Here is a 16,004-nt window from a genome sequence, read left to right as displayed (position 1 = left end):
TTGGTAACATTTGGTCCGCGCCGACCTGTGGTAAGACACTGGCATGAAGCAGAAATTCATCTCGATCCAGTATTTGCGCGGTTTCGCGGCGGTGTTCGTTCTGGCATCGCACGCCTTGCTGTATCCGCTGGTCGGTCACGACCTCGGCTTCAGCCGGTTGGGCTGGATGGGCGTGATCCTGTTTTTCGTGATTTCCGGCTTCATCATGGTCGTGGTGACCGGGGAAGGGCGCTTCTCGGCAACGGATTTCCTGCGCCGCCGCTTCATCCGCATCGTGCCGATGTATTGGGGCGCGACGCTGATCGCTGCCGCCCTGGCGCTGGCGCTGCCGCATATGTTCAAGACCACTGTCTATGACACCGGCCAATTGATCCTGTCGCTGCTGTTCATCCCGTTCCACAACCCGGTCAGTGGCGGCATTCACCCGCTCTACAAGCTGGGCTGGACGCTGAACTACGAGATGTTCTTCTACGTCTGCTTCGCGCTGCTGGCCTTTCTGGGCGCACAATCGCGCGTCATATGGCTAACCATTGCCTTTGCCGCGCTGACGCTGATCGGCGCGCTGCTGCAGCCGGAGCCGGCGATTGCGCAATTTTATACCAGCTTCATGCCGCTGGCCTTTGTCGCCGGGGCCTGGATTGGCCTTGCCACCCTGCAGGGCAAGATCGCGCGGTTGCCGCGCTCGATGATCTATGCGGTCATTGTGCTGGGCCTGATCGGGCTGGTGGAAGGCTTTTCGGTCGATCGCAACGGTCTGCTTGAGGATGGCCTGGCCTTTGTCGGCCTTGCGGCTTTTGCTTCGGCGCTGGTGCTGCTGGCGGTACGCTTCGAGGCGGTGCTGCCAAAGGTGCGCCTGCTCGAACTGGTCGGCGACGCCTCCTATTCGATCTACCTGGTGCATATCTACGAAGTGGCGATCCTGTCAGGTATCGCCTTCAAGCTACTCGATCCGGCCGATCTCTGGGCCGACTATCTGGTGGCTGCAGTATCGGTGGTCGGCGGCACGGTGGCGGGCATCGTCGTCTATCGCCTGGTGGAAATGCCGGCGCTGCGTTTCTTCAATGGTGTGTTCGGCAAGAAGCGCCCGGCGCCGGTTCCGGCTCCGGCCGAATAGCTCAGCTTAGCGCCTTGCCCTCGGTGCGGATGCGATTGACCATGGCGACGAGGCCATTGGAGCGCTGCATGCCGAGATGCTCGCTGAGGCCAACCTTCTTGAACCACTCGATGGCGTCCGTCTCGGCGATTTCTGCTGCCGGGCGGTCCGAATAGAGCGCGATCAGCACGGCGACGAGGCCCTTGGTGATGATAGCATCGGATTGGCCGCGGAAGCGCATGACCGGCGCGCCCGATGAGCGATCGACGCTCGACACCAGCCAGACGTTGGAGACGCAGCCCTTGACCTTGTTCTCGGCGCTCTTGTCGGTCTCGGGCATGTCCGGCAGCGCCTGGCCCAGCTCGATGAGATAATTCAGCCGGTCTTCCCAATCGTCGAGGAAGGCAAGGTTGTCGGCAATGTCCTGGAAGGCTTGAGGCTGGGTCATGGCAATTATCTAGTCAAAGCCGGCCGGCTTTACCAGAGTGCGGATGCTGCAAGAAAAAACCGCAAGCACGGGCAGCGTGCTTGCGGCTCAGGACCAGTTCGCGTTGGGCTGTCGCTTGGGGAAGGGACACGGGGACTGGTATGACCTCGGGGCTGGAGGACCCCCGCTAGCCCGCCCAGGCCGGTCGCGGCCTTGGAACCGGGGCCAGCCGCGCCGTCGCTGTCTCATGCATGGGAAGAGCGACAGGCGGGAGAGCTGGTGCTGCGATGCTGGACAGCGTGTGCGTGGCAATGGCCTTGCCGCCAAAACACTGGAAGCTGTCGCAATCAATCGAATCGATGTGGGAGGCAATCGCCGCGCTGCCGGCCGCCATGGCCTGCTGCGACAGGGCATTGGCATCGGGCAGGTCAACGCCAGGCTTGATCACCATATAGGCGACCGTCAGCCAGAAAACGGAGCGAACCACTACGAACATTGCCAATCCCGAAAAGCCTGAGCAGAGCGAATAGTGCCTGCCAGACTGACCTTAGGGAGCGCTCGTTAAACCGTGCTGGGACTTTTCGATAAAATTTGATGCAAATCTTAGGAGCGATCCTAGCGGGGGCAACACCTTGTTTACGCTAACCCGAGAAAGCACGTCGTTGGGCCTTCCGGGGCTTGTTCCCGGACCCGGTATTTAAGGGCGAATTTAGCTCTTGAGACGCAGTGTGGCCGCAACGAGACCTGATCCGATCAGGCGGGCTGCAGCTGCAGCCAAACCCTGGATGCCCCGGCATCCGTCACTGCTGGCGTCGTGATAGTGAGTAATGCGTATGCGTAGCCTGTTCTCTTTCGGCGCAAGCAGAGAGATGCCTCTGGTCGCGGCCGGGAACGGTCATCGGCCCGAAATGCTGCGCCGCAAGACGCTCGCCAACAATTCCCGCATCCTGCTGGCGCTGAGCGCGCTGGCCATGCCCTTTGCCATCTACCTGCTGGTCATCGGCAACGCCTTTCCCTTGATCGTCGCCACCCTGGCGCTGGGCGCGGGCATGGCGACCATGGCGCTGCACCAGCGCCGCCTGTTTGACCTTGCCGCGGCCGGCCAGGTCTATGCAATGTTCCTGATCGGCTTCCTGCTGACACTGGCCGATCCCAATGTTGGCGATGCCGGCCTCGCCATCGTCATGATGGGTCCGGTGATGGCGGCTCTGCTCGGTGGCGCAGCACTGCGGCACCAGAGCTGGTTGCTGCTGGCGGGCGTGCTGATCGTCATCGGTGTTGCGGCGCTGATGGCGCTGCCCGGGCTACCGGTTGCGGGCGCTGTGCTGATGGGCACTGCCGTCGCGGCTTTTGCAGCGGCCATGGCCGTGGTGCTGCATACGGCCAACCGGATCAATGCCGGCTATGAAGTCTATGACAAGTCGCAGATGACCGCCTATCGGCACCTGATCGAGCATGTGCAGGATGGCGTGATCCGCTTTTCCAGCGAGGGTGAAATCTTGCTTGCCTCGCGCTCGTCGGAGACGCTGTTCGGCTGCCGCCGCTATGAGCTCTCGACCATGGCGCTGAGCGAGCGTATTCATGTGGCCGACCGGCCCGCCTATCTCACCGCCTTTGCCGATGCCAATATCGACGGCCGGACGCGGACGCTCGAAGTGCGCATGCGGCAGGACGATCCGCGCGGCGCGCGCAACGTGCCGCGTTTCATCTGGGTGGAAATCAGCCTGTCGCCGGTCCTCGATCCCGAGCTTGGCGGGGAGCGCCATGAAGTGGTGGCGCTGTTCCATGACGTCACCAGCCGCAAGGATAATGAACTGGCCATGGCCGAAGCCCGGCGCATTGCCGAGGAAGCCTCGGCCGCCAAGTCGCGGTTCCTCGCCACCATCGGGCATGAGCTGCGCACGCCGCTCAATGCGGTGGTCGGGTTCTCGGAAATGATGACCAGCGGTATCGGCGGCGAGCTGTCGGACACCCATCGCGAATATGCCGGGTTGATCCACCAGAGCGGCAAGCACCTGATCGAAGTGGTGCGCATGCTGCTGGATATGTCCAAGATCGAGGCCGGCAAGTTCGAGCTGCAGGCCGAGGCTTTCCTCGTCGAAGACATGGTCGGGCCGTGCTTCAGCATGGTCGAGGCGCTGGCCACGACGCATCAGGTGACGCTGACGGCCGATATCGCCAGCCAGCTGCCGATGCTGGTGGCCGACGAGCGCGCCTGCCGGCAGATCCTGATCAACCTCCTGTCCAATGCCATCAAATTCAGCCATCCGGGTGGCAAGGTGACGGTCAGCCTCAAGCGGCAGGGCCAGAGCATCAACCTGTCCGTCTCGGACAATGGCGTCGGCATGGCCCCCGAATCGCTGGAGCGCATCGGCGAGCCCTTCTTCCAGGCGCATGACGGTCTCGACCGCCGCTATGAGGGCACAGGCCTTGGCCTTTCCATCGTCAAAGGGCTGGTCGACCTGCACAAGGGCACGCTGCGGGCGCTGTCGGAAATTGGAGCGGGGACAACCGTGACAGTTTTGCTGCCCATAAACGGTCCGGCAATAAAGAGTGACGACACTGGCTCCGTAACGCCCTTCCGTAAAGAGCCGCCAGCTGCTCAGATCCATCCATGGCAAGACGAAAAAAGAAAAGCGCAATGACGGCAACAACCTTCTCGCGCCTGCCTCTGCTGGCGGGTAGTGCTGTCGCGGCCACGCTCGGCCGCGCCGGCCTTTGGACCCTGTCGCGCTATATGCGCGCGCCACTCGCCTCGACCGGCCTCCTGGCCCTGGTGACGCTGACGGCGCTGGCCGCCAGCAATGCCCTGTATTTCCAGACCGCGCGCCATCCGGCGCCGTTCTTCTCTGCGCCGGTCAATGTCTCGGTCGCCCAGCCGGTGGTTGCCCCGGTGCCGCAGCCCGCGCCGGCGCAGCAGACCGCCGTGCTGCCGGCGATTTCCAGCGACACCACCGGCGGCATTGCGCCGCTGCAGCAGGTCGCACCGGTGCAAGCCGTGATTCCCGATGGCCCGGTGGGCAACAAGGACGCCTTTGCCGTGCAGAAGAAACTGGCCGAACTGGGCCTGTTCAACGGCACGGTGGATGGCTTCTACGGTCCGATGACCGCTTCGGCGATCCGCTCGTTTGAAACCCGCAATGGAATGACCCCCACTGGCGCTCTGACGCCGGGTGTGATCGACGCCATCCTGCGCTCGGATGCCAATGGCCGCATGCCAGTGGCGCAGCAGGTTGCGCCCGTGGTGCAGCCGGCGCCGGTGCAGCAGGCTGTGGTCCAGCCGCAGGCCGATATCGTGGTGGGACGCGTGGCCGAACTGTCGCCGATCGATGCGGCGGTGGATACCGTTGGCACGGCTGCCGCCAGCACGATCGACTCCATCGTTGCCGCCGTCGACGGTGGCCGTTCGACCCCGCCACAGCCAACTGCCAATGCGCCCGTGCCGCAGCGCCCGCTGCTGGCCGCTTCAGCGCCGGTGCAGCCCGCGCCGATCCAGGTCGCTTCGCTCGAACCCATGGCGCCGCCGCGTCCGGTCACCGCCGTGCAGGCCGAGCCGGTGCAACAGCAGGCGAGTTTCGATCCGGTGTTGCCGGCCAATAATGTGCAGCTGGTCAGCTCGATCCAGAAGGGTCTGGCGAGCCTTGGCTTCTACCATGGCTCGATCGATGGCCATCCGGGCGACGGTACCGCCAAGGCGATCCGCGAATTCGAGAATTTCCACAGCTACAAGGTCACCGGGCAGATCAATCCGGACCTCGTCGGCCTGCTGCGCCAGGCCGGCGCAGCGATCTAGTGTCGCGCCTCCGCAGCGACCTGTGGTGCGGCGTCTTCGTTAGGCGCCACAATGACCTGGGCAATATGTGCGTCGTGGTGCGGCGCGGCGATCCCATCGCCGGCCAGGTGTTCGTGGAAGTCGACCACCTCGACGGCACGCGCTCGCTCTATACGCCCGCGCCGCTCTCCAGCGACCGTGATGATGCGCGGCTGGTGTTCCAGTGCCGCTTCAAGCGGGAGGATCCGGCCAAGGTCAATGATCGCATCGCGCGCGAAGTGGATTTCGATCCAGACCTCTGGGTGATCAGCCTGGATCTGCGCGGCGATGATGTCGGGATTGATGTGGTCTAGTCACCAATCGCAAACTGTCAGCCGATTGTTGACATATGTAAGCTATCTGCTTACATGAGCCATGCTCAAAAGCTTCAGGCACAAGGGGCTGGATGAACTGTGGTCTACGGGTCGATCAGCCAAGATCGACGCGAAGATGCACAGGCGTATCCTGGCCCGGCTTGATGCTCTCGATGCAGCGAGCCGGCCCGAGGACCTGAATATCCCCGGGTTCGACTTTCATGGTCTAAAGGGTCATGACCCGAAGCGCTACACGGTGCATGTCAATGGTCCGTGGTGCGTGACCTTCGAATTCGACGGGGTGGATGCACTCAATGTCGATTTCGAACAGTATCATTAAAGAACGATTGGATGTCCGATGACTGCCTATGCTGCCCAGCGCGGGGCTGACCGGTGCCCCACTCATCCGGGATTTTTGCTGGCCGATACGGTCATTCCGGCGACCGGCAAGAGCAAGTCCGAGATTGCCCGGCTGCTGGGCATTTCGCGGCAGCATCTGCATGACATTCTGAACGAAACCAAGCCGGTATCGCCCGAGACGGCGGTTCGGCTGGGCAAGCTGTTCGGCAATGGCCCCGGCGTCTGGATCCGCATGCAGACGGCCTATGATACCTGGCACGCCGAGCGCCAGGTCGATGTCAGCAATATTCCTACGATCGAGGCGATGGACGCTTAGCCCGCCTTGCGCGCCCCAATGCGGGCGAGGGCCTCGATGGCCTGGTCGACGACCGGGTTGTGCGCCGGGGCCAGCGCGGCGTTGGGCGTGCGGCGGCTGGTCTGGGTGAAGGGCTTGTATTCGGGCTTGTTGAGCTCGAGCAGGTTCACTTCGCCGCGCCAGGCGCTCATCAGATAGGCCATGGATTCAGGCGTCACATTGCCGAACATGGTGGCAAAATCGGCCAGGGCCCGGGAGCGCTCGTTGTCGTGGCTGGTGGCGTGGATCAGCACTTTCAGCCCATCATAGGCCGTGCAGCCGAAGGCGCGCAGGATGACGAAGAGCGAGGCGCCGGTGACGTCGTGGGCGATCTGGCCGCAGCGCACTTCATCGAGCCCGGTGATCTGGCTGAGCAGGCGCGTGACTTCCGGGCGGCGGTTCTCGGAGAACAGCTTCATCAACGCCTTGGTCAATTCGCCATTGGCGACAGACAGTTGCTCGATGGTCTTGCGGATCGGCGAGGGCGGGGTCTCGCGCTGGGTGAAAGCCTGGATGACCTTGATACGGTGTTCGTCGGAGAGATCGAAGAAGGCAGGCGCGAGCAGCGCTGCGTCGAAATCCGTGCGCTTGGCCAGGGCCTCGGCGACCATATGGTCCATCTGGGCGGAGCGGGCGAGGGCGCTGAGATAGGCGCCGCGCGGCACGATGGCCGTGTTGGAGGCGAGAGCGCGGTAGACCTTGCGCGAGTTCATCTGGAACAGCTTGGCCAGCACGACATTGGACAGGTCGGGGCGGGCAGCAATGGTGGCGGCGCCGGGCACGTCATAGCGGGCGACGATTTCGAGCATGGTTGGCTCGGAGAGTTCCTTCGCGCCGGCGAGGAAGCTGTTGAGGTCTTCACCGATATTGTCGACGACGAGCTGTTCAAGAGCGGGCGAGAGCATTTCGGCGCGGCCGAGGATGGCGGCGCCCTTGGCCTTGGCCTGCGATCCGGCGATTGGGAACAGGCGCCCGGCAAGGGCTTCAAACTGTTCCATTTCGGGAGCGGTCGGCCGGCCGCGGCGCGCATAAGCGTCGCAAGCGGCGATCAGCAGGGTGTTCGTACGGTCGACGCCGCCCGTCTCGATGAGCAGTTGAAACGTCTCGTAGGGCTGAAAACCAAGCATTGTCGGGGACCGTCTATTCGGAATCGCATCACATTTGATGCCCGAACACTTTTGCAGCCAATTCGTTAGCAGACTGTTAACCTTGACGATCTCTTAATGGCGCCCATGAGCAGTCAGAGCGAGGGGCGTCGCGCGGCTGATTTGGAACGCAAACCACCTGCCACCGATGGGACCGGTGGGGTGACCATTTGGAGGACAGCTTGGGAAAGCTCGTCATACTCGACTTACAGCCCGTACCCCCGCGTGACGGGGCCAAAAAACCGGGCAGCGCCCAGATACTTCTCTTCACTGGGGTGCGTTATGAGCGCGGGACTTTGCCGCCGACAAGGCTCGATCCAACGCGGCCCAAGCGCAAGCGTGGCTAGATCACTTCGCCTTGTGACGGCGCTGGCCATGGCCGCGCTGCTGACTGCCTGCTCGCCGGTCGCCCGGCCGGTGGGCGATTTCGGCCGCGCCGCGCCGAGCTGGACGCATGACACGGCCATGCCGGTTGCGGGCAATGTACTCGCCAGCATGCGCAAGGAGCCGGTGTCCGACTTCAACAAGACCGACCAAGAAGAGGAGATGCATGATCGCGTCTGGCGCTTCCTCGTGGCGGCCCATGCCAAGGACTGGCTGTTCGACAGCTCGGTGGAGCTGCAGCGGACGCGCATCATTCCGCCGGGCAAGGACGAGCATTACCGCAAGGACCGTTATTACGACTGGCTGAAGCGGACCGAATACGCCTCCTCGCGCACGCGCTATTCGACAGTGGGGCGGCATATTGCGGCTGACATCGATACGCTGCCGACGACCTTTGCCGCGATCTGCGCGGTGATCGAGGTGGATCGGCAAAGGGCGGTGGCTTATGCGGGGCTGGGTGGCGGTTTGCCGGCGGCGACGGCTGGAAACCTTCAAGCGCGGAAGTATGAGAATGATGCGTTCATTGCCTGGTTCGTGCGGGCGTTGAACTATCGCTATGACAGCTATGACTATGCGCTGGACAACCTCTTGGTGGAAACGCCGCATGAGCAGTCGCTAGCGGTCAACAATGGGCTGCAGGTGCTGGGGACCTTCGTGGCCCGGGCCAATCGCGCCGATTTCTGCGGGGATGGCAGCCGGCATCTGACCGGCGGCGGTGTCATCATCCCGTCACGCTACCAGCGTAGTGGCGACACCGAGGTCGTGCTGCCCAAATAGCACCGGGGGCAGGGTTGGACGACACTACCACAAGTAAAAACGATGGTTCGGTTGGCGAGGTGTTTATCGCCTTCCTCAAGCTCGGCCTGACCTCATTTGGCGGACCGATCGCCCATCTCGGCTATTTCCGTGACGAGATCGTCACCCGCCGCCGCTGGATCGGCGAGAGCGCCTATGGCGACTTGGTGGCGCTGTGTCAGTTTCTACCCGGACCAGCCTCGAGCCAGGTCGGCTTTGCCCTTGGCCTGTGGCGGGCCGGTTGGGGCGGGGCGCTGGCCGCCTGGGCCGGATTTACCCTGCCATCGGCGATTGTGCTGGTGCTGTTTGCGCTGGGAGCGTCGTTCCTCGATGGGCCGCTGGCGCAGGGCGTGTTGCATGGGCTGAAACTGGTGGCCGTTGCCGTGGTGGCGCAGGCGGTGTGGGGCATGGCGAAAAGCCTGACGCCTGACCTGCAGCGCGCCGGCATTGCGCTGGTGGCGATTGCGATGGCCGTGCTGCTGGCCGGGTCGGCGGGGCAGGTGGTGGCGATCGTGCTGGGGGCCGTGGCGGGGCTGGTGCTGTGCCGCGGGCCGGTGCTGCCGGTGACGCAGGCGATGCGGTTTCCGATCTCGACCAGGGTTGGACTGCTGTGCCTTGTGGCCTTTGGGCTGTTGCTGGCTGGCCTGCCGCTGCTGACGGCCGTGGGCGGGCAGGGCGTAAATCTGTTCGATGCCTTTTATCGCGCCGGGGCGCTGGTGTTTGGCGGCGGCCATGTCGTGTTGCCGCTGCTCGATGCCGAGACTGTGACCACAGGCTGGGTCAACAGGGACGCCTTCATTGCCGGCTATGGCGCCACGCAGGCCATGCCGGGGCCGCTGTTCACCTTTGCCGCCTATCTCGGTGCCGTGGCCGATGGTTGGAGCGGGGCCGTCATCGCGCTGGTAGCAATCTTCCTGCCGGGCTTCCTGTTGCTGGTGGGCGCACTGCCGTTCTGGGATGCGCTGCGCGGAAGACCCATGGCACAGGCGGCGATGCGCGGCGCCAATGCTGCGGTGGTCGGCATTCTGGCCGCGGCGCTCTATGATCCGGTGTGGACCGGCGCTGTGCGTGGGCCGCTGGACATTATGCTGGCTCTGGCAGGGTTTGCGGCGCTGGTGTTCTGGAGGGCACCGCCGTGGATCGTGGTGCTGGCGCTGGCGGCTGTCGGTGGCGCGATGGGCTGGTCCGGTCTTGGGCTAACTTAAGGCAATGAAGCGCGCGATTCTGAGGCTTCATACCCTCGCGACGCATGACAACGGCGCGCCACAAGGATAGTCTGGCAGCAGAAGACTTCCGGATTGCCATGAGCCACGACTTTCAAGCCGACATCGACGCCGTGGCCCGTATTGACGCGGTCAACACCATTCTCAACGTCGTCTGCCAGACGACAGGCATGGGCTTTGCCGCCGTGGCCCGAGTGACCGAAGACCGCTGGATTGCCCTGCAGGTGCTCGACCAGATCGACTTCGGCCTGACGCCGGGCAGCGAGCTGGAACTGGTTTCCACCATCTGCAATGAAATTCGCGACAATGGCCGGGCCGTGGTGATCGACCATGTGGCCGAGGATCCGACGTTCCGCACCCATCACACGCCGCTGCAATATGGCTTCGAGAGTTATATTTCGGTGCCGATCGTGCGCCAGGACGGCTCGTTTTTCGGCACGCTCTGCGCCATCGATCCCAAGCCGGCCAAGCTGAACAATCCGGCTGTGATCGGCATGTTCGAGATGTTCGCCAAGCTGATCGCCTCGCAACTGGACTCCGCTGACAACGTGTCGCTGGCCCAGGCCGGTCTGGCCAGCGAGCGCCAGATGGCCGAATTGCGCGAGCAGTTCATCGGCGTGCTTGGCCACGACCTGCGCAACCCGCTGGCCGCCATCGGCTCGGGCGCCAATATGCTGCTCAAGACGCCGCTCAATGAAAAAGCCACACGTATCGTCACGCTGATGCAGGGCGCCGTGGTGCGGATGGAATCGTTGATCAGCAATGTGATGGATTTTGCCAGCGGACGGCTGGGTAGTGGCATCGAGCTGAACAAGGTGCGCGATGACATGCGCCCGGCGCTGCACCAGGTCATCGAAGAATTGCGCGTCGCCAATCCCGAGCGCCAGATCGTGGCGCGGATCGATGTCGAAACCCCGGTGCATGCCGACAAAGCACGCGTGGCGCAGCTGTTCTCCAACCTTCTGGCCAATGCGTTGACCCACGGCGCGCCTGAGCAGGCGGTGGAAGTGGAAGCCACAGCCGGCGCCGAACATTTCCAGCTCACCGTGGTCAATGGTGGCGAGCGGATTCCAGAGGATATTCAGGCCGAGCTGTTCCAGCCCTTCTCGCGTCCCTCCGGCAGCATCGGCCGGCCCGGTCTCGGCCTCGGGCTCTATATCGCCAGCCAAATCGCCGAAGCGCATGGCGGGACGATCACGGTCAACTCCACCGAGCAGGAAACGCGATTTACGTTTAGTATGCCCAACGGCTAGGCTCTCGCCTGCATCATCTGGGAGGATAGGATGCACAAGGGATCATGTCTTTGCGGCGCCGTGCGCCTGAGCGTTACGGGCGATCTTGCTCCCCCCAGCGCCTGCCATTGCACGCAGTGCCGCAAGCATACCGGGCATTTCGAGGCCGGTACCGATGTGTTGCGCTCGGCCCTGACGGTGGTTGGCGAGGACAACGTCACCTGGTTTCATACCGCGAAGGTGCGGCGCGGCTTTTGCGCGATCTGCGGTTCGTCCTTATTCTTCGATGCGCCGCATATGGACCGTATCGGCATCAACATGGGCGTCTTCGACACGCCCACCCATGTGAAGCTTGCCATGCATATCTTCGTTGCCGACAAGGGCGACTATTACGACATCACCGACGGCCTGCCGCAAAACCAGCAGTAGGCAGGCCTGGCTCAGGGCCGGTTTCCGCAGCTCACCGATTTGAGGGCGGTCTCGAAGCGCGCCCGCATCACCTGATGCGGCGGGGCGAGGCGGACCAGGACCAGCAGGTTGTCGCTGCTGGATTCAACCACCAGCAAGCCTTCGGCGACGTCGAGCTGTTGCTGGGCCAGCAGGCGCGTCTGGTCGGCGTTGAAAATGCCGAGGTCGAGGGTCTGGCCGATGCCGTCGCGATTGGTGGTGGAATAGGCGACGGTGCCGGCGGGGGTGAACAGCGCCACCGACCAGAAGGCATCTGGAAGGGTGCCCTTCACATAGGCCGGCCCTTGGCTGAGATCGACGCGGCAGAGGCCATAGACCATCTCCGGATCGAGGCCGAGCGGATTGGGCTCGCCGGCTTTGACCGGCGGGAGAATGGCCATGCGGTTGTCGGCGTCTATACTGGCGACGCGGGTCCAGACCGACTGTTCGGCAAGCGCCGGCAGGGTGAGGATCACAATGATGTGGATGATGCCGCCGAGCACGGCGCCGGCCAAGAGCCAAAGCAGGGCGCGGGTCATGCGCAGGCTCCGCGCAGGATGACGGGCATGGATTCGTCGCTGGAAAAGCCGGAAAACACCGCGGTGTCGTAGAGGCTGAGCACCAGCTTGAACGGGCCGTCTCCGGTCAGTTCGAGCCAGGTTCCGGGCATCAGGCGCGTGCCGATATTGATCTGCAGGTCGCCGTCATTGTCGCGGACAATGTCGGAACTGCGCAGGGCCGGCGAGACGTCGGGGGCGGCGATGTTGATGCCGGTGGGGTCGAGGGCGACGAGGGTCCAGAAGGTCGCGAGTGGGGTCTTGCCCTCGACGCTATAGCTGCAGTCGCGGGAAAGCGGCTGGCCGTCGCTGTCATTGGTGGCGGTGAATTGCAGACCCTCCGCCTGGCCGAGCTCGAAGGCGGCGGTGCGGGCGAGATGGCCGCGGGTATAGGGATTGGGGGCGCTTGAGCCGACATCGGGCCAGGCATGCCAAGGGCCGACCTGGGCCACGCCGAACAGGCGCCCATCGGTCAGCGCATAATAGCTCAGCCCGAAGCCAACCCCGAGGGCCACGGCGCTCATCAGCAGCAGATAAAAGACAAAGCGCACCGGTCAGTGGCTCGAAGCGGCGATGAAGGGCATGGGCGACGAACCTGCGGGCGAGGGAGTGGGATGCTTGTAGCAAGGGGGGCAGGTGGGTGGAAGGGGGCGGGTGGATTGCGGGGTGGGAAGGGGCGTGAAATGAATGTGTTCGACATGGAGGGGGAAATGTCGCCATCGCAAATCGAGCAAACCGAGCTGACCGCTGCTTTCCTGAACGCGCTCGCGTCGGGCACTATTCTGGCTGCACCAGTCGCGCCCTATATAGGTATGGGCATGAGGACCCTGTCGACCGACACAAACATACTGAACTTGACCGCACTATCCGCTTTTTGTGTCGTGCTGGGGATCAAGCTACATTTGATCGGACGACGTCAGCTGCAACGGCTGGAGGAGTGACATGACAGATCTGATATTCTGGCTTTGGGGGCCGGGCGTCTTGCTCGTGGTGGTGCTGTTTGCAATGTACATCAACCGAAGCGACAAGCGGCATCCGGGGGAGTAGCGGGTCACACCAGATCGTCGATTGTTACCCGTAGCGCATCGGCCAGCTTCCGCACCGTTTCGATGGAGCCTGATTTTCGCCTGGCTTCTATGTCGGCGATCTGGACGCGGTTGACCTTGGCGGCGGCGGCGAGCGCCGTCTGGGTCAATCCCCGATATTCCCGGTAGACGCGCAACGGGCTCTCGCCATCAATGATACGATCCGCAAATTCGGACGGGATCATTTCTTCGCGGCCAGCGGCTAGGTCGGCCTTGACCCGGTGATAGGCAGCAATGTCGGCGAGGTCCTCGGCCGCCTCAACAAGGCGGTCGTATTCCTCGCGGGGGATGGTGACCATCTCATTCATCGACAACCTCCTTCAATCATAAACGCTGCCTCTGGGGCCGATCCGCAGCACATCGAGAACAAAGCCATCCTCCATCACAACACGCCAATCTCCAACGCGCAGTCGGATGGCATCGGTGCCTTTGAGCTTTTTGACATTGTTCGCTTGTGACGCTGGATCAGCAGCGTAGGCGGAAATCTTGCTACGTATTCGCGAAGCACTATTGCGAGGCATCTTGCCAAGCGTTTGCAGAGCCACTCTGGAATAGATGATCTGCTTCACAAGATGATAATGTAGCTAATAACTACATTGAAGTCAACAGCTACAGCCCCTGCGTGCTCACCGGTACTTCCACACTCGCCTGATTGGCCGGTGCGCCGACCGCTCCGATCGTCACTGCCAGCAGATCCGCCAAATCCACCAGCTTGCGCGCGGCGCCCGGTGTCAGGCTCGGTGGGCGTTGCACGATCTCTTCTTCCAGCGCCGGGTCGGTTTCGGCGACCACGGTCTGCTCGGGGACGAAGTCGACGCCGAACACCGGCTGGATGTCGATATTGGTGTGGGCATAGGCCATGAACTTCTGCCAGGCGATGGCCGGGAGGGTGCCGCCGGTCAGGTTGTTGGTGGGGTGGTAGTCATCATTGCCGAACCAGACGGCGGCGACGTAATTGCCGGTGAAGCCGCAGAACCAGGCGTCGCGATAGCTCGACGTGGTGCCGGATTTGCCGACCACCGGCACGCCCACCACGTCGGCGCGGCGGCCAGTGCCGCCGGTGACCACGCCGCGCAGCATGGAATTCATGTTGGCGACGGTGGTTTCGCTGAGAATGCGTTCGCGGGGAGCGTCGGGATCGAGGTCGAAGACGTTCTCGCCGCTCAGCGTCGTCATACGAGTGATGCCATAGGCCGGGGTCTTGAGGCCGTGATTGGCGAGGACGGCGTATGACGAGGTCATGTCCATCACCGAAACCGAGGCCACGCCCAGGGCAAGCGAGCGGGTAACCGGGTAATCGGCTTGCAGGCCCATGCGGTGGCTGAGGGCGGCGATGGTGTCGCGGCCGGTCTTGATCGAGAGGGTGACGGGGACCGTATTGAGCGACTGGGCGAAGGCCGAGGCCAGCGTGACCGAGCCCTTGTAGCTGCGGCCGTAATTTTGCGGACACCAGTCGCCGATGCAGACCGGACGATCGGTGATGACATCGGCGGGGGTCAGGCCGAGCTGCTCGAAGGCTTCGGAGTAGACGAAAATCTTGTAGGCCGAGCCGGGCTGGCGGGTGGAGACGATGGCGCGGTTGAACTGGGACTTGCCGTAATCGGTACCGCCGACCATGGCGCGAATGGCGCCCTGGGTATCGGTGACCACCATGGCGGCCTGGGTCACGTCATATTGCTCGCCCTGTTCGCGCACAGTCGAGACCACGGCCTCTTCGGCATATTTCTGCAGCGTGGTGTCAATCGTGGTGCGGACGACGAAATTATTGGTGGCGTGCTGGCTGGTCTCGATCTGCTTCTTGGACTGCTCGAAGGCCCAGTCGAGGAAATAATTGGGTGAATTGGCGTCGGCGGTGCGGGCGATCGGGGTGGCCGGATGGCGCCGAGCGGCGGTGACCTGGCCTTCGGTCAGAAAGCCCGAGGCGACCATGTTGGAGAGCACCAGATTGGCGCGGCCGCGCGCGGCGGCGAGGTCGACATGCGGTGCATAGCGGGTGGGGGCCTTGAACAGGCCGGACAGCATGGCGGCTTCGGCCAAGCTGATATCCTGCACCTTTTTGCCGAAATAATAGTCCGACGCCGCCACGACGCCGAAATTGCCGCCGCCCATATAGGCCTTGTCGAAATAGAGTTTGAGGATCTCGTCCTTGGAATAATGCCACTCCAGCCAGACGGCGAGGAAAGCCTCGATGATCTTGCGCTCGAGCGTGCGCTCGGAGGAGAGGAACAGGTTCTTGGCCAGCTGCTGGGTGATGGACGAGCCGCCCTGGGTGGAGTTGTCGCCGCCGGCATTGCTGGCGATGGCGCGCAGGGTGCCGACCACGTCGATGCCGAAATGCTCGTAGAAGCGCCGGTCTTCAGTGGCGAGGGTGGCTTTGAGCAGATAGTCGGGCATATCGGCAAGGGCGACGGAATCGTCGGAGCGAATGCCGCGGCGGCCGATTTCGGTGCCGAAACGGTCGAGGAAGACCACGGAATAGTCTTCGGCCTTGTTGAACTCTCCCGAGGCGGTGGCATCGAAGGCGGGGAGCGCCAAAGCGGTCATCAACACGCAGCCAATGGCGAAGAACGAGAATCCGTCGCTGACCAGTTCGACGAACAGCCGCTTCCAGCCGGCGACATGGAACAGGCTCATGAAATCCTGGAAACGGGTATAGCCGCGGCCAAGCGATTGCCAGAATTCATAGAGCGAGGAATCGAGCCAGGCATCGGCGGCCAGCATGCCGCCTGATTTCTTGCGCTTTTCCTTGGTATAGAACGGATCCTGCACCACTTATCCCCGGGCGTGAGCGTCATGG

At 63.1% G+C, this 16,004-nt stretch carries 19 protein-coding genes; 11 read left to right on the top strand and 8 right to left on the bottom strand.

Features of this window, described 5'->3' with window-relative positions; genetic code table 11:
- Window positions 1-43: 43 nt before the first annotated feature.
- On the top strand, window positions 44-1,114 hold the full coding sequence (locus BM045_RS04230) for an acyltransferase family protein (RefSeq protein WP_092179932.1): 1,071 nt from the start codon (window positions 44-46) through the stop codon (window positions 1,112-1,114).
- 1 nt (window position 1,115) lies between these two features.
- Here BM045_RS04230 and BM045_RS04225 read toward each other — a convergent pair whose 3' ends face one another.
- Both BM045_RS04225 and BM045_RS04220 read right to left on the bottom strand, forming a co-directional pair.
- On the bottom strand, window positions 1,116-1,541 hold the full coding sequence (locus BM045_RS04225; protein ID WP_092179930.1) for a SufE family protein: 426 nt from the start codon (window positions 1,539-1,541) through the stop codon (window positions 1,116-1,118).
- 166 nt (window positions 1,542-1,707) lie between these two features.
- On the bottom strand, window positions 1,708-2,016 hold the full coding sequence (locus tag BM045_RS04220; RefSeq protein ID WP_092179928.1) for a hypothetical protein: 309 nt from the start codon (window positions 2,014-2,016) through the stop codon (window positions 1,708-1,710).
- A gap of 373 nt (window positions 2,017-2,389) precedes the next feature.
- On the opposite strand from BM045_RS04220, the gene BM045_RS04215 reads away from it, so the two are divergent.
- The 5 genes from BM045_RS04215 (at window position 2,390) to BM045_RS04195 (ending at window position 6,321) form a co-directional block, all read left to right on the top strand.
- Window positions 2,390-4,165, top strand: coding sequence for a PAS domain-containing sensor histidine kinase (locus BM045_RS04215; RefSeq protein ID WP_170848364.1), 1,776 nt, complete (start codon window positions 2,390-2,392; stop codon window positions 4,163-4,165).
- Complete coding sequence (locus BM045_RS04210) at window positions 4,162-5,313, top strand: peptidoglycan-binding domain-containing protein (RefSeq protein WP_170848363.1); 1,152 nt, start codon at window positions 4,162-4,164, stop codon at window positions 5,311-5,313. The genes BM045_RS04215 and BM045_RS04210 overlap by 4 nt, the downstream gene beginning before the upstream one ends.
- Window positions 5,313-5,645: a DUF1491 family protein gene (locus tag BM045_RS04205; RefSeq protein WP_170848362.1), complete on the top strand. Its 333-nt coding sequence runs from the start codon at window positions 5,313-5,315 to the stop codon at window positions 5,643-5,645. Before BM045_RS04210 ends, BM045_RS04205 begins: the two co-directional genes overlap by 1 nt.
- Window positions 5,646-5,706: 61 nt before the next feature.
- Window positions 5,707-5,985 (top strand): type II toxin-antitoxin system RelE/ParE family toxin, encoded by a 279-nt coding sequence (locus tag BM045_RS04200; RefSeq protein ID WP_092179920.1) that lies wholly within the window; start codon window positions 5,707-5,709, stop codon window positions 5,983-5,985.
- Window positions 5,986-6,003: 18 nt separating this feature from the next.
- Window positions 6,004-6,321, top strand: a complete 318-nt coding sequence (locus tag BM045_RS04195) for a HigA family addiction module antitoxin (RefSeq protein WP_092179918.1) — start codon at window positions 6,004-6,006, stop codon at window positions 6,319-6,321.
- On the opposite strand, the gene BM045_RS04190 is transcribed toward BM045_RS04195, so the two are convergent.
- Window positions 6,318-7,466: a DUF2336 domain-containing protein gene (locus BM045_RS04190; protein ID WP_092179916.1), complete on the bottom strand. Its 1,149-nt coding sequence runs from the start codon at window positions 7,464-7,466 to the stop codon at window positions 6,318-6,320. The two genes, BM045_RS04195 and BM045_RS04190, sit on opposite strands and share 4 nt — an antisense overlap.
- 357 nt (window positions 7,467-7,823) lie before the next feature.
- Here BM045_RS04190 and BM045_RS04185 point away from each other — a divergent pair, with 357 nt between their 5' ends.
- The 4 genes from BM045_RS04185 to BM045_RS04170 all read left to right on the top strand — a co-directional run bounded on the left by BM045_RS04185 (window position 7,824) and on the right by BM045_RS04170 (window position 11,547).
- Complete coding sequence (locus tag BM045_RS04185; protein WP_139198698.1) at window positions 7,824-8,645, top strand: hypothetical protein; 822 nt, start codon at window positions 7,824-7,826, stop codon at window positions 8,643-8,645.
- A 14-nt stretch (window positions 8,646-8,659) separates the two neighbouring features.
- On the top strand, window positions 8,660-9,868 hold the full coding sequence (gene chrA / locus BM045_RS04180) for a chromate efflux transporter (RefSeq protein ID WP_092179912.1): 1,209 nt from the start codon (window positions 8,660-8,662) through the stop codon (window positions 9,866-9,868).
- Between the two features lie 98 nt (window positions 9,869-9,966).
- Window positions 9,967-11,139 carry a GAF domain-containing sensor histidine kinase gene (locus tag BM045_RS04175; RefSeq protein WP_092180932.1) on the top strand — a complete coding sequence of 391 codons (1,173 nt, stop codon included), beginning with the start codon at window positions 9,967-9,969 and terminating at the stop codon, window positions 11,137-11,139.
- Between the two features lie 30 nt (window positions 11,140-11,169).
- Window positions 11,170-11,547 (top strand): GFA family protein, encoded by a 378-nt coding sequence (locus BM045_RS04170; RefSeq protein WP_092179910.1) that lies wholly within the window; start codon window positions 11,170-11,172, stop codon window positions 11,545-11,547.
- An 11-nt stretch (window positions 11,548-11,558) separates the two neighbouring features.
- Here BM045_RS04170 and BM045_RS04165 read toward each other — a convergent pair whose 3' ends face one another.
- Window positions 11,559-12,104, bottom strand: a complete 546-nt coding sequence (locus tag BM045_RS04165; RefSeq protein ID WP_092179908.1) for a DUF1254 domain-containing protein — start codon at window positions 12,102-12,104, stop codon at window positions 11,559-11,561.
- Complete coding sequence (locus BM045_RS04160) at window positions 12,101-12,673, bottom strand: DUF1214 domain-containing protein (RefSeq protein WP_092179906.1); 573 nt, start codon at window positions 12,671-12,673, stop codon at window positions 12,101-12,103. Before BM045_RS04160 ends, BM045_RS04165 begins: the two co-directional genes overlap by 4 nt.
- A 132-nt stretch (window positions 12,674-12,805) precedes the next feature.
- Here BM045_RS04160 and BM045_RS04155 point away from each other — a divergent pair, with 132 nt between their 5' ends.
- On the top strand, window positions 12,806-13,063 hold the full coding sequence (locus BM045_RS04155; protein WP_092179904.1) for a hypothetical protein: 258 nt from the start codon (window positions 12,806-12,808) through the stop codon (window positions 13,061-13,063).
- A gap of 110 nt (window positions 13,064-13,173) precedes the next feature.
- On the opposite strand, the gene BM045_RS04150 is transcribed toward BM045_RS04155, so the two are convergent.
- The 3 genes from BM045_RS04150 to BM045_RS04140 are packed head-to-tail and all read right to left on the bottom strand — an operon-like array spanning window position 13,174 to window position 15,976.
- Window positions 13,174-13,515, bottom strand: coding sequence for a helix-turn-helix transcriptional regulator (locus BM045_RS04150; protein WP_092179902.1), 342 nt, complete (start codon window positions 13,513-13,515; stop codon window positions 13,174-13,176).
- A gap of 12 nt (window positions 13,516-13,527) precedes the next feature.
- Window positions 13,528-13,776, bottom strand: a complete 249-nt coding sequence (locus BM045_RS04145) for a type II toxin-antitoxin system RelE family toxin (RefSeq protein ID WP_092179900.1) — start codon at window positions 13,774-13,776, stop codon at window positions 13,528-13,530.
- A gap of 40 nt (window positions 13,777-13,816) precedes the next feature.
- The gene (locus tag BM045_RS04140) at window positions 13,817-15,976 is read right to left on the bottom strand and encodes a transglycosylase domain-containing protein (protein ID WP_092180930.1); all 2,160 of its coding nucleotides are present in this window, start codon (window positions 15,974-15,976) and stop codon (window positions 13,817-13,819) included.
- Window positions 15,977-16,004: the final 28 nt, after the last annotated feature.

The sequence above is a fragment of the Devosia sp. YR412 genome (assembly GCF_900110945.1).
In the GTDB taxonomy this organism is placed as follows: Bacteria; Pseudomonadota; Alphaproteobacteria; order Rhizobiales; family Devosiaceae; genus Devosia.
This window is presented reverse-complemented; position numbering and strand designations above follow the sequence as displayed.

Bases quoted from the DNA above. Each gene is read 5' to 3' on its own strand.
- BM045_RS04165 (WP_092179908.1), bottom strand. From the start codon at position 12,104: ATGACCCGCGCCCTGCTTTGGCTCTTGGCCGGCGCCGTGCTCGGCGGC.
- BM045_RS04170 (WP_092179910.1), top strand. From the start codon at position 11,170: ATGCACAAGGGATCATGTCTTTGCGGCGCCGTGCGCCTGAGCGTTACG.
- BM045_RS04230 (WP_092179932.1), top strand. From the start codon at position 44: ATGAAGCAGAAATTCATCTCGATCCAGTATTTGCGCGGTTTCGCGGCG.
- BM045_RS04150 (WP_092179902.1), bottom strand. From the start codon at position 13,515: ATGAATGAGATGGTCACCATCCCCCGCGAGGAATACGACCGCCTTGTT.
- BM045_RS04215 (WP_170848364.1), top strand. From the start codon at position 2,390: ATGCCTCTGGTCGCGGCCGGGAACGGTCATCGGCCCGAAATGCTGCGC.
- BM045_RS04210 (WP_170848363.1), top strand. From the start codon at position 4,162: ATGACGGCAACAACCTTCTCGCGCCTGCCTCTGCTGGCGGGTAGTGCT.
- BM045_RS04220 (WP_092179928.1), bottom strand. From the start codon at position 2,016: ATGTTCGTAGTGGTTCGCTCCGTTTTCTGGCTGACGGTCGCCTATATG.
- BM045_RS04175 (WP_092180932.1), top strand. From the start codon at position 9,967: ATGAGCCACGACTTTCAAGCCGACATCGACGCCGTGGCCCGTATTGAC.
- BM045_RS04190 (WP_092179916.1), bottom strand. From the start codon at position 7,466: ATGCTTGGTTTTCAGCCCTACGAGACGTTTCAACTGCTCATCGAGACG.
- BM045_RS04200 (WP_092179920.1), top strand. From the start codon at position 5,707: ATGCTCAAAAGCTTCAGGCACAAGGGGCTGGATGAACTGTGGTCTACG.
- BM045_RS04195 (WP_092179918.1), top strand. From the start codon at position 6,004: ATGACTGCCTATGCTGCCCAGCGCGGGGCTGACCGGTGCCCCACTCAT.
- BM045_RS04225 (WP_092179930.1), bottom strand. From the start codon at position 1,541: ATGACCCAGCCTCAAGCCTTCCAGGACATTGCCGACAACCTTGCCTTC.
- BM045_RS04155 (WP_092179904.1), top strand. From the start codon at position 12,806: ATGAATGTGTTCGACATGGAGGGGGAAATGTCGCCATCGCAAATCGAG.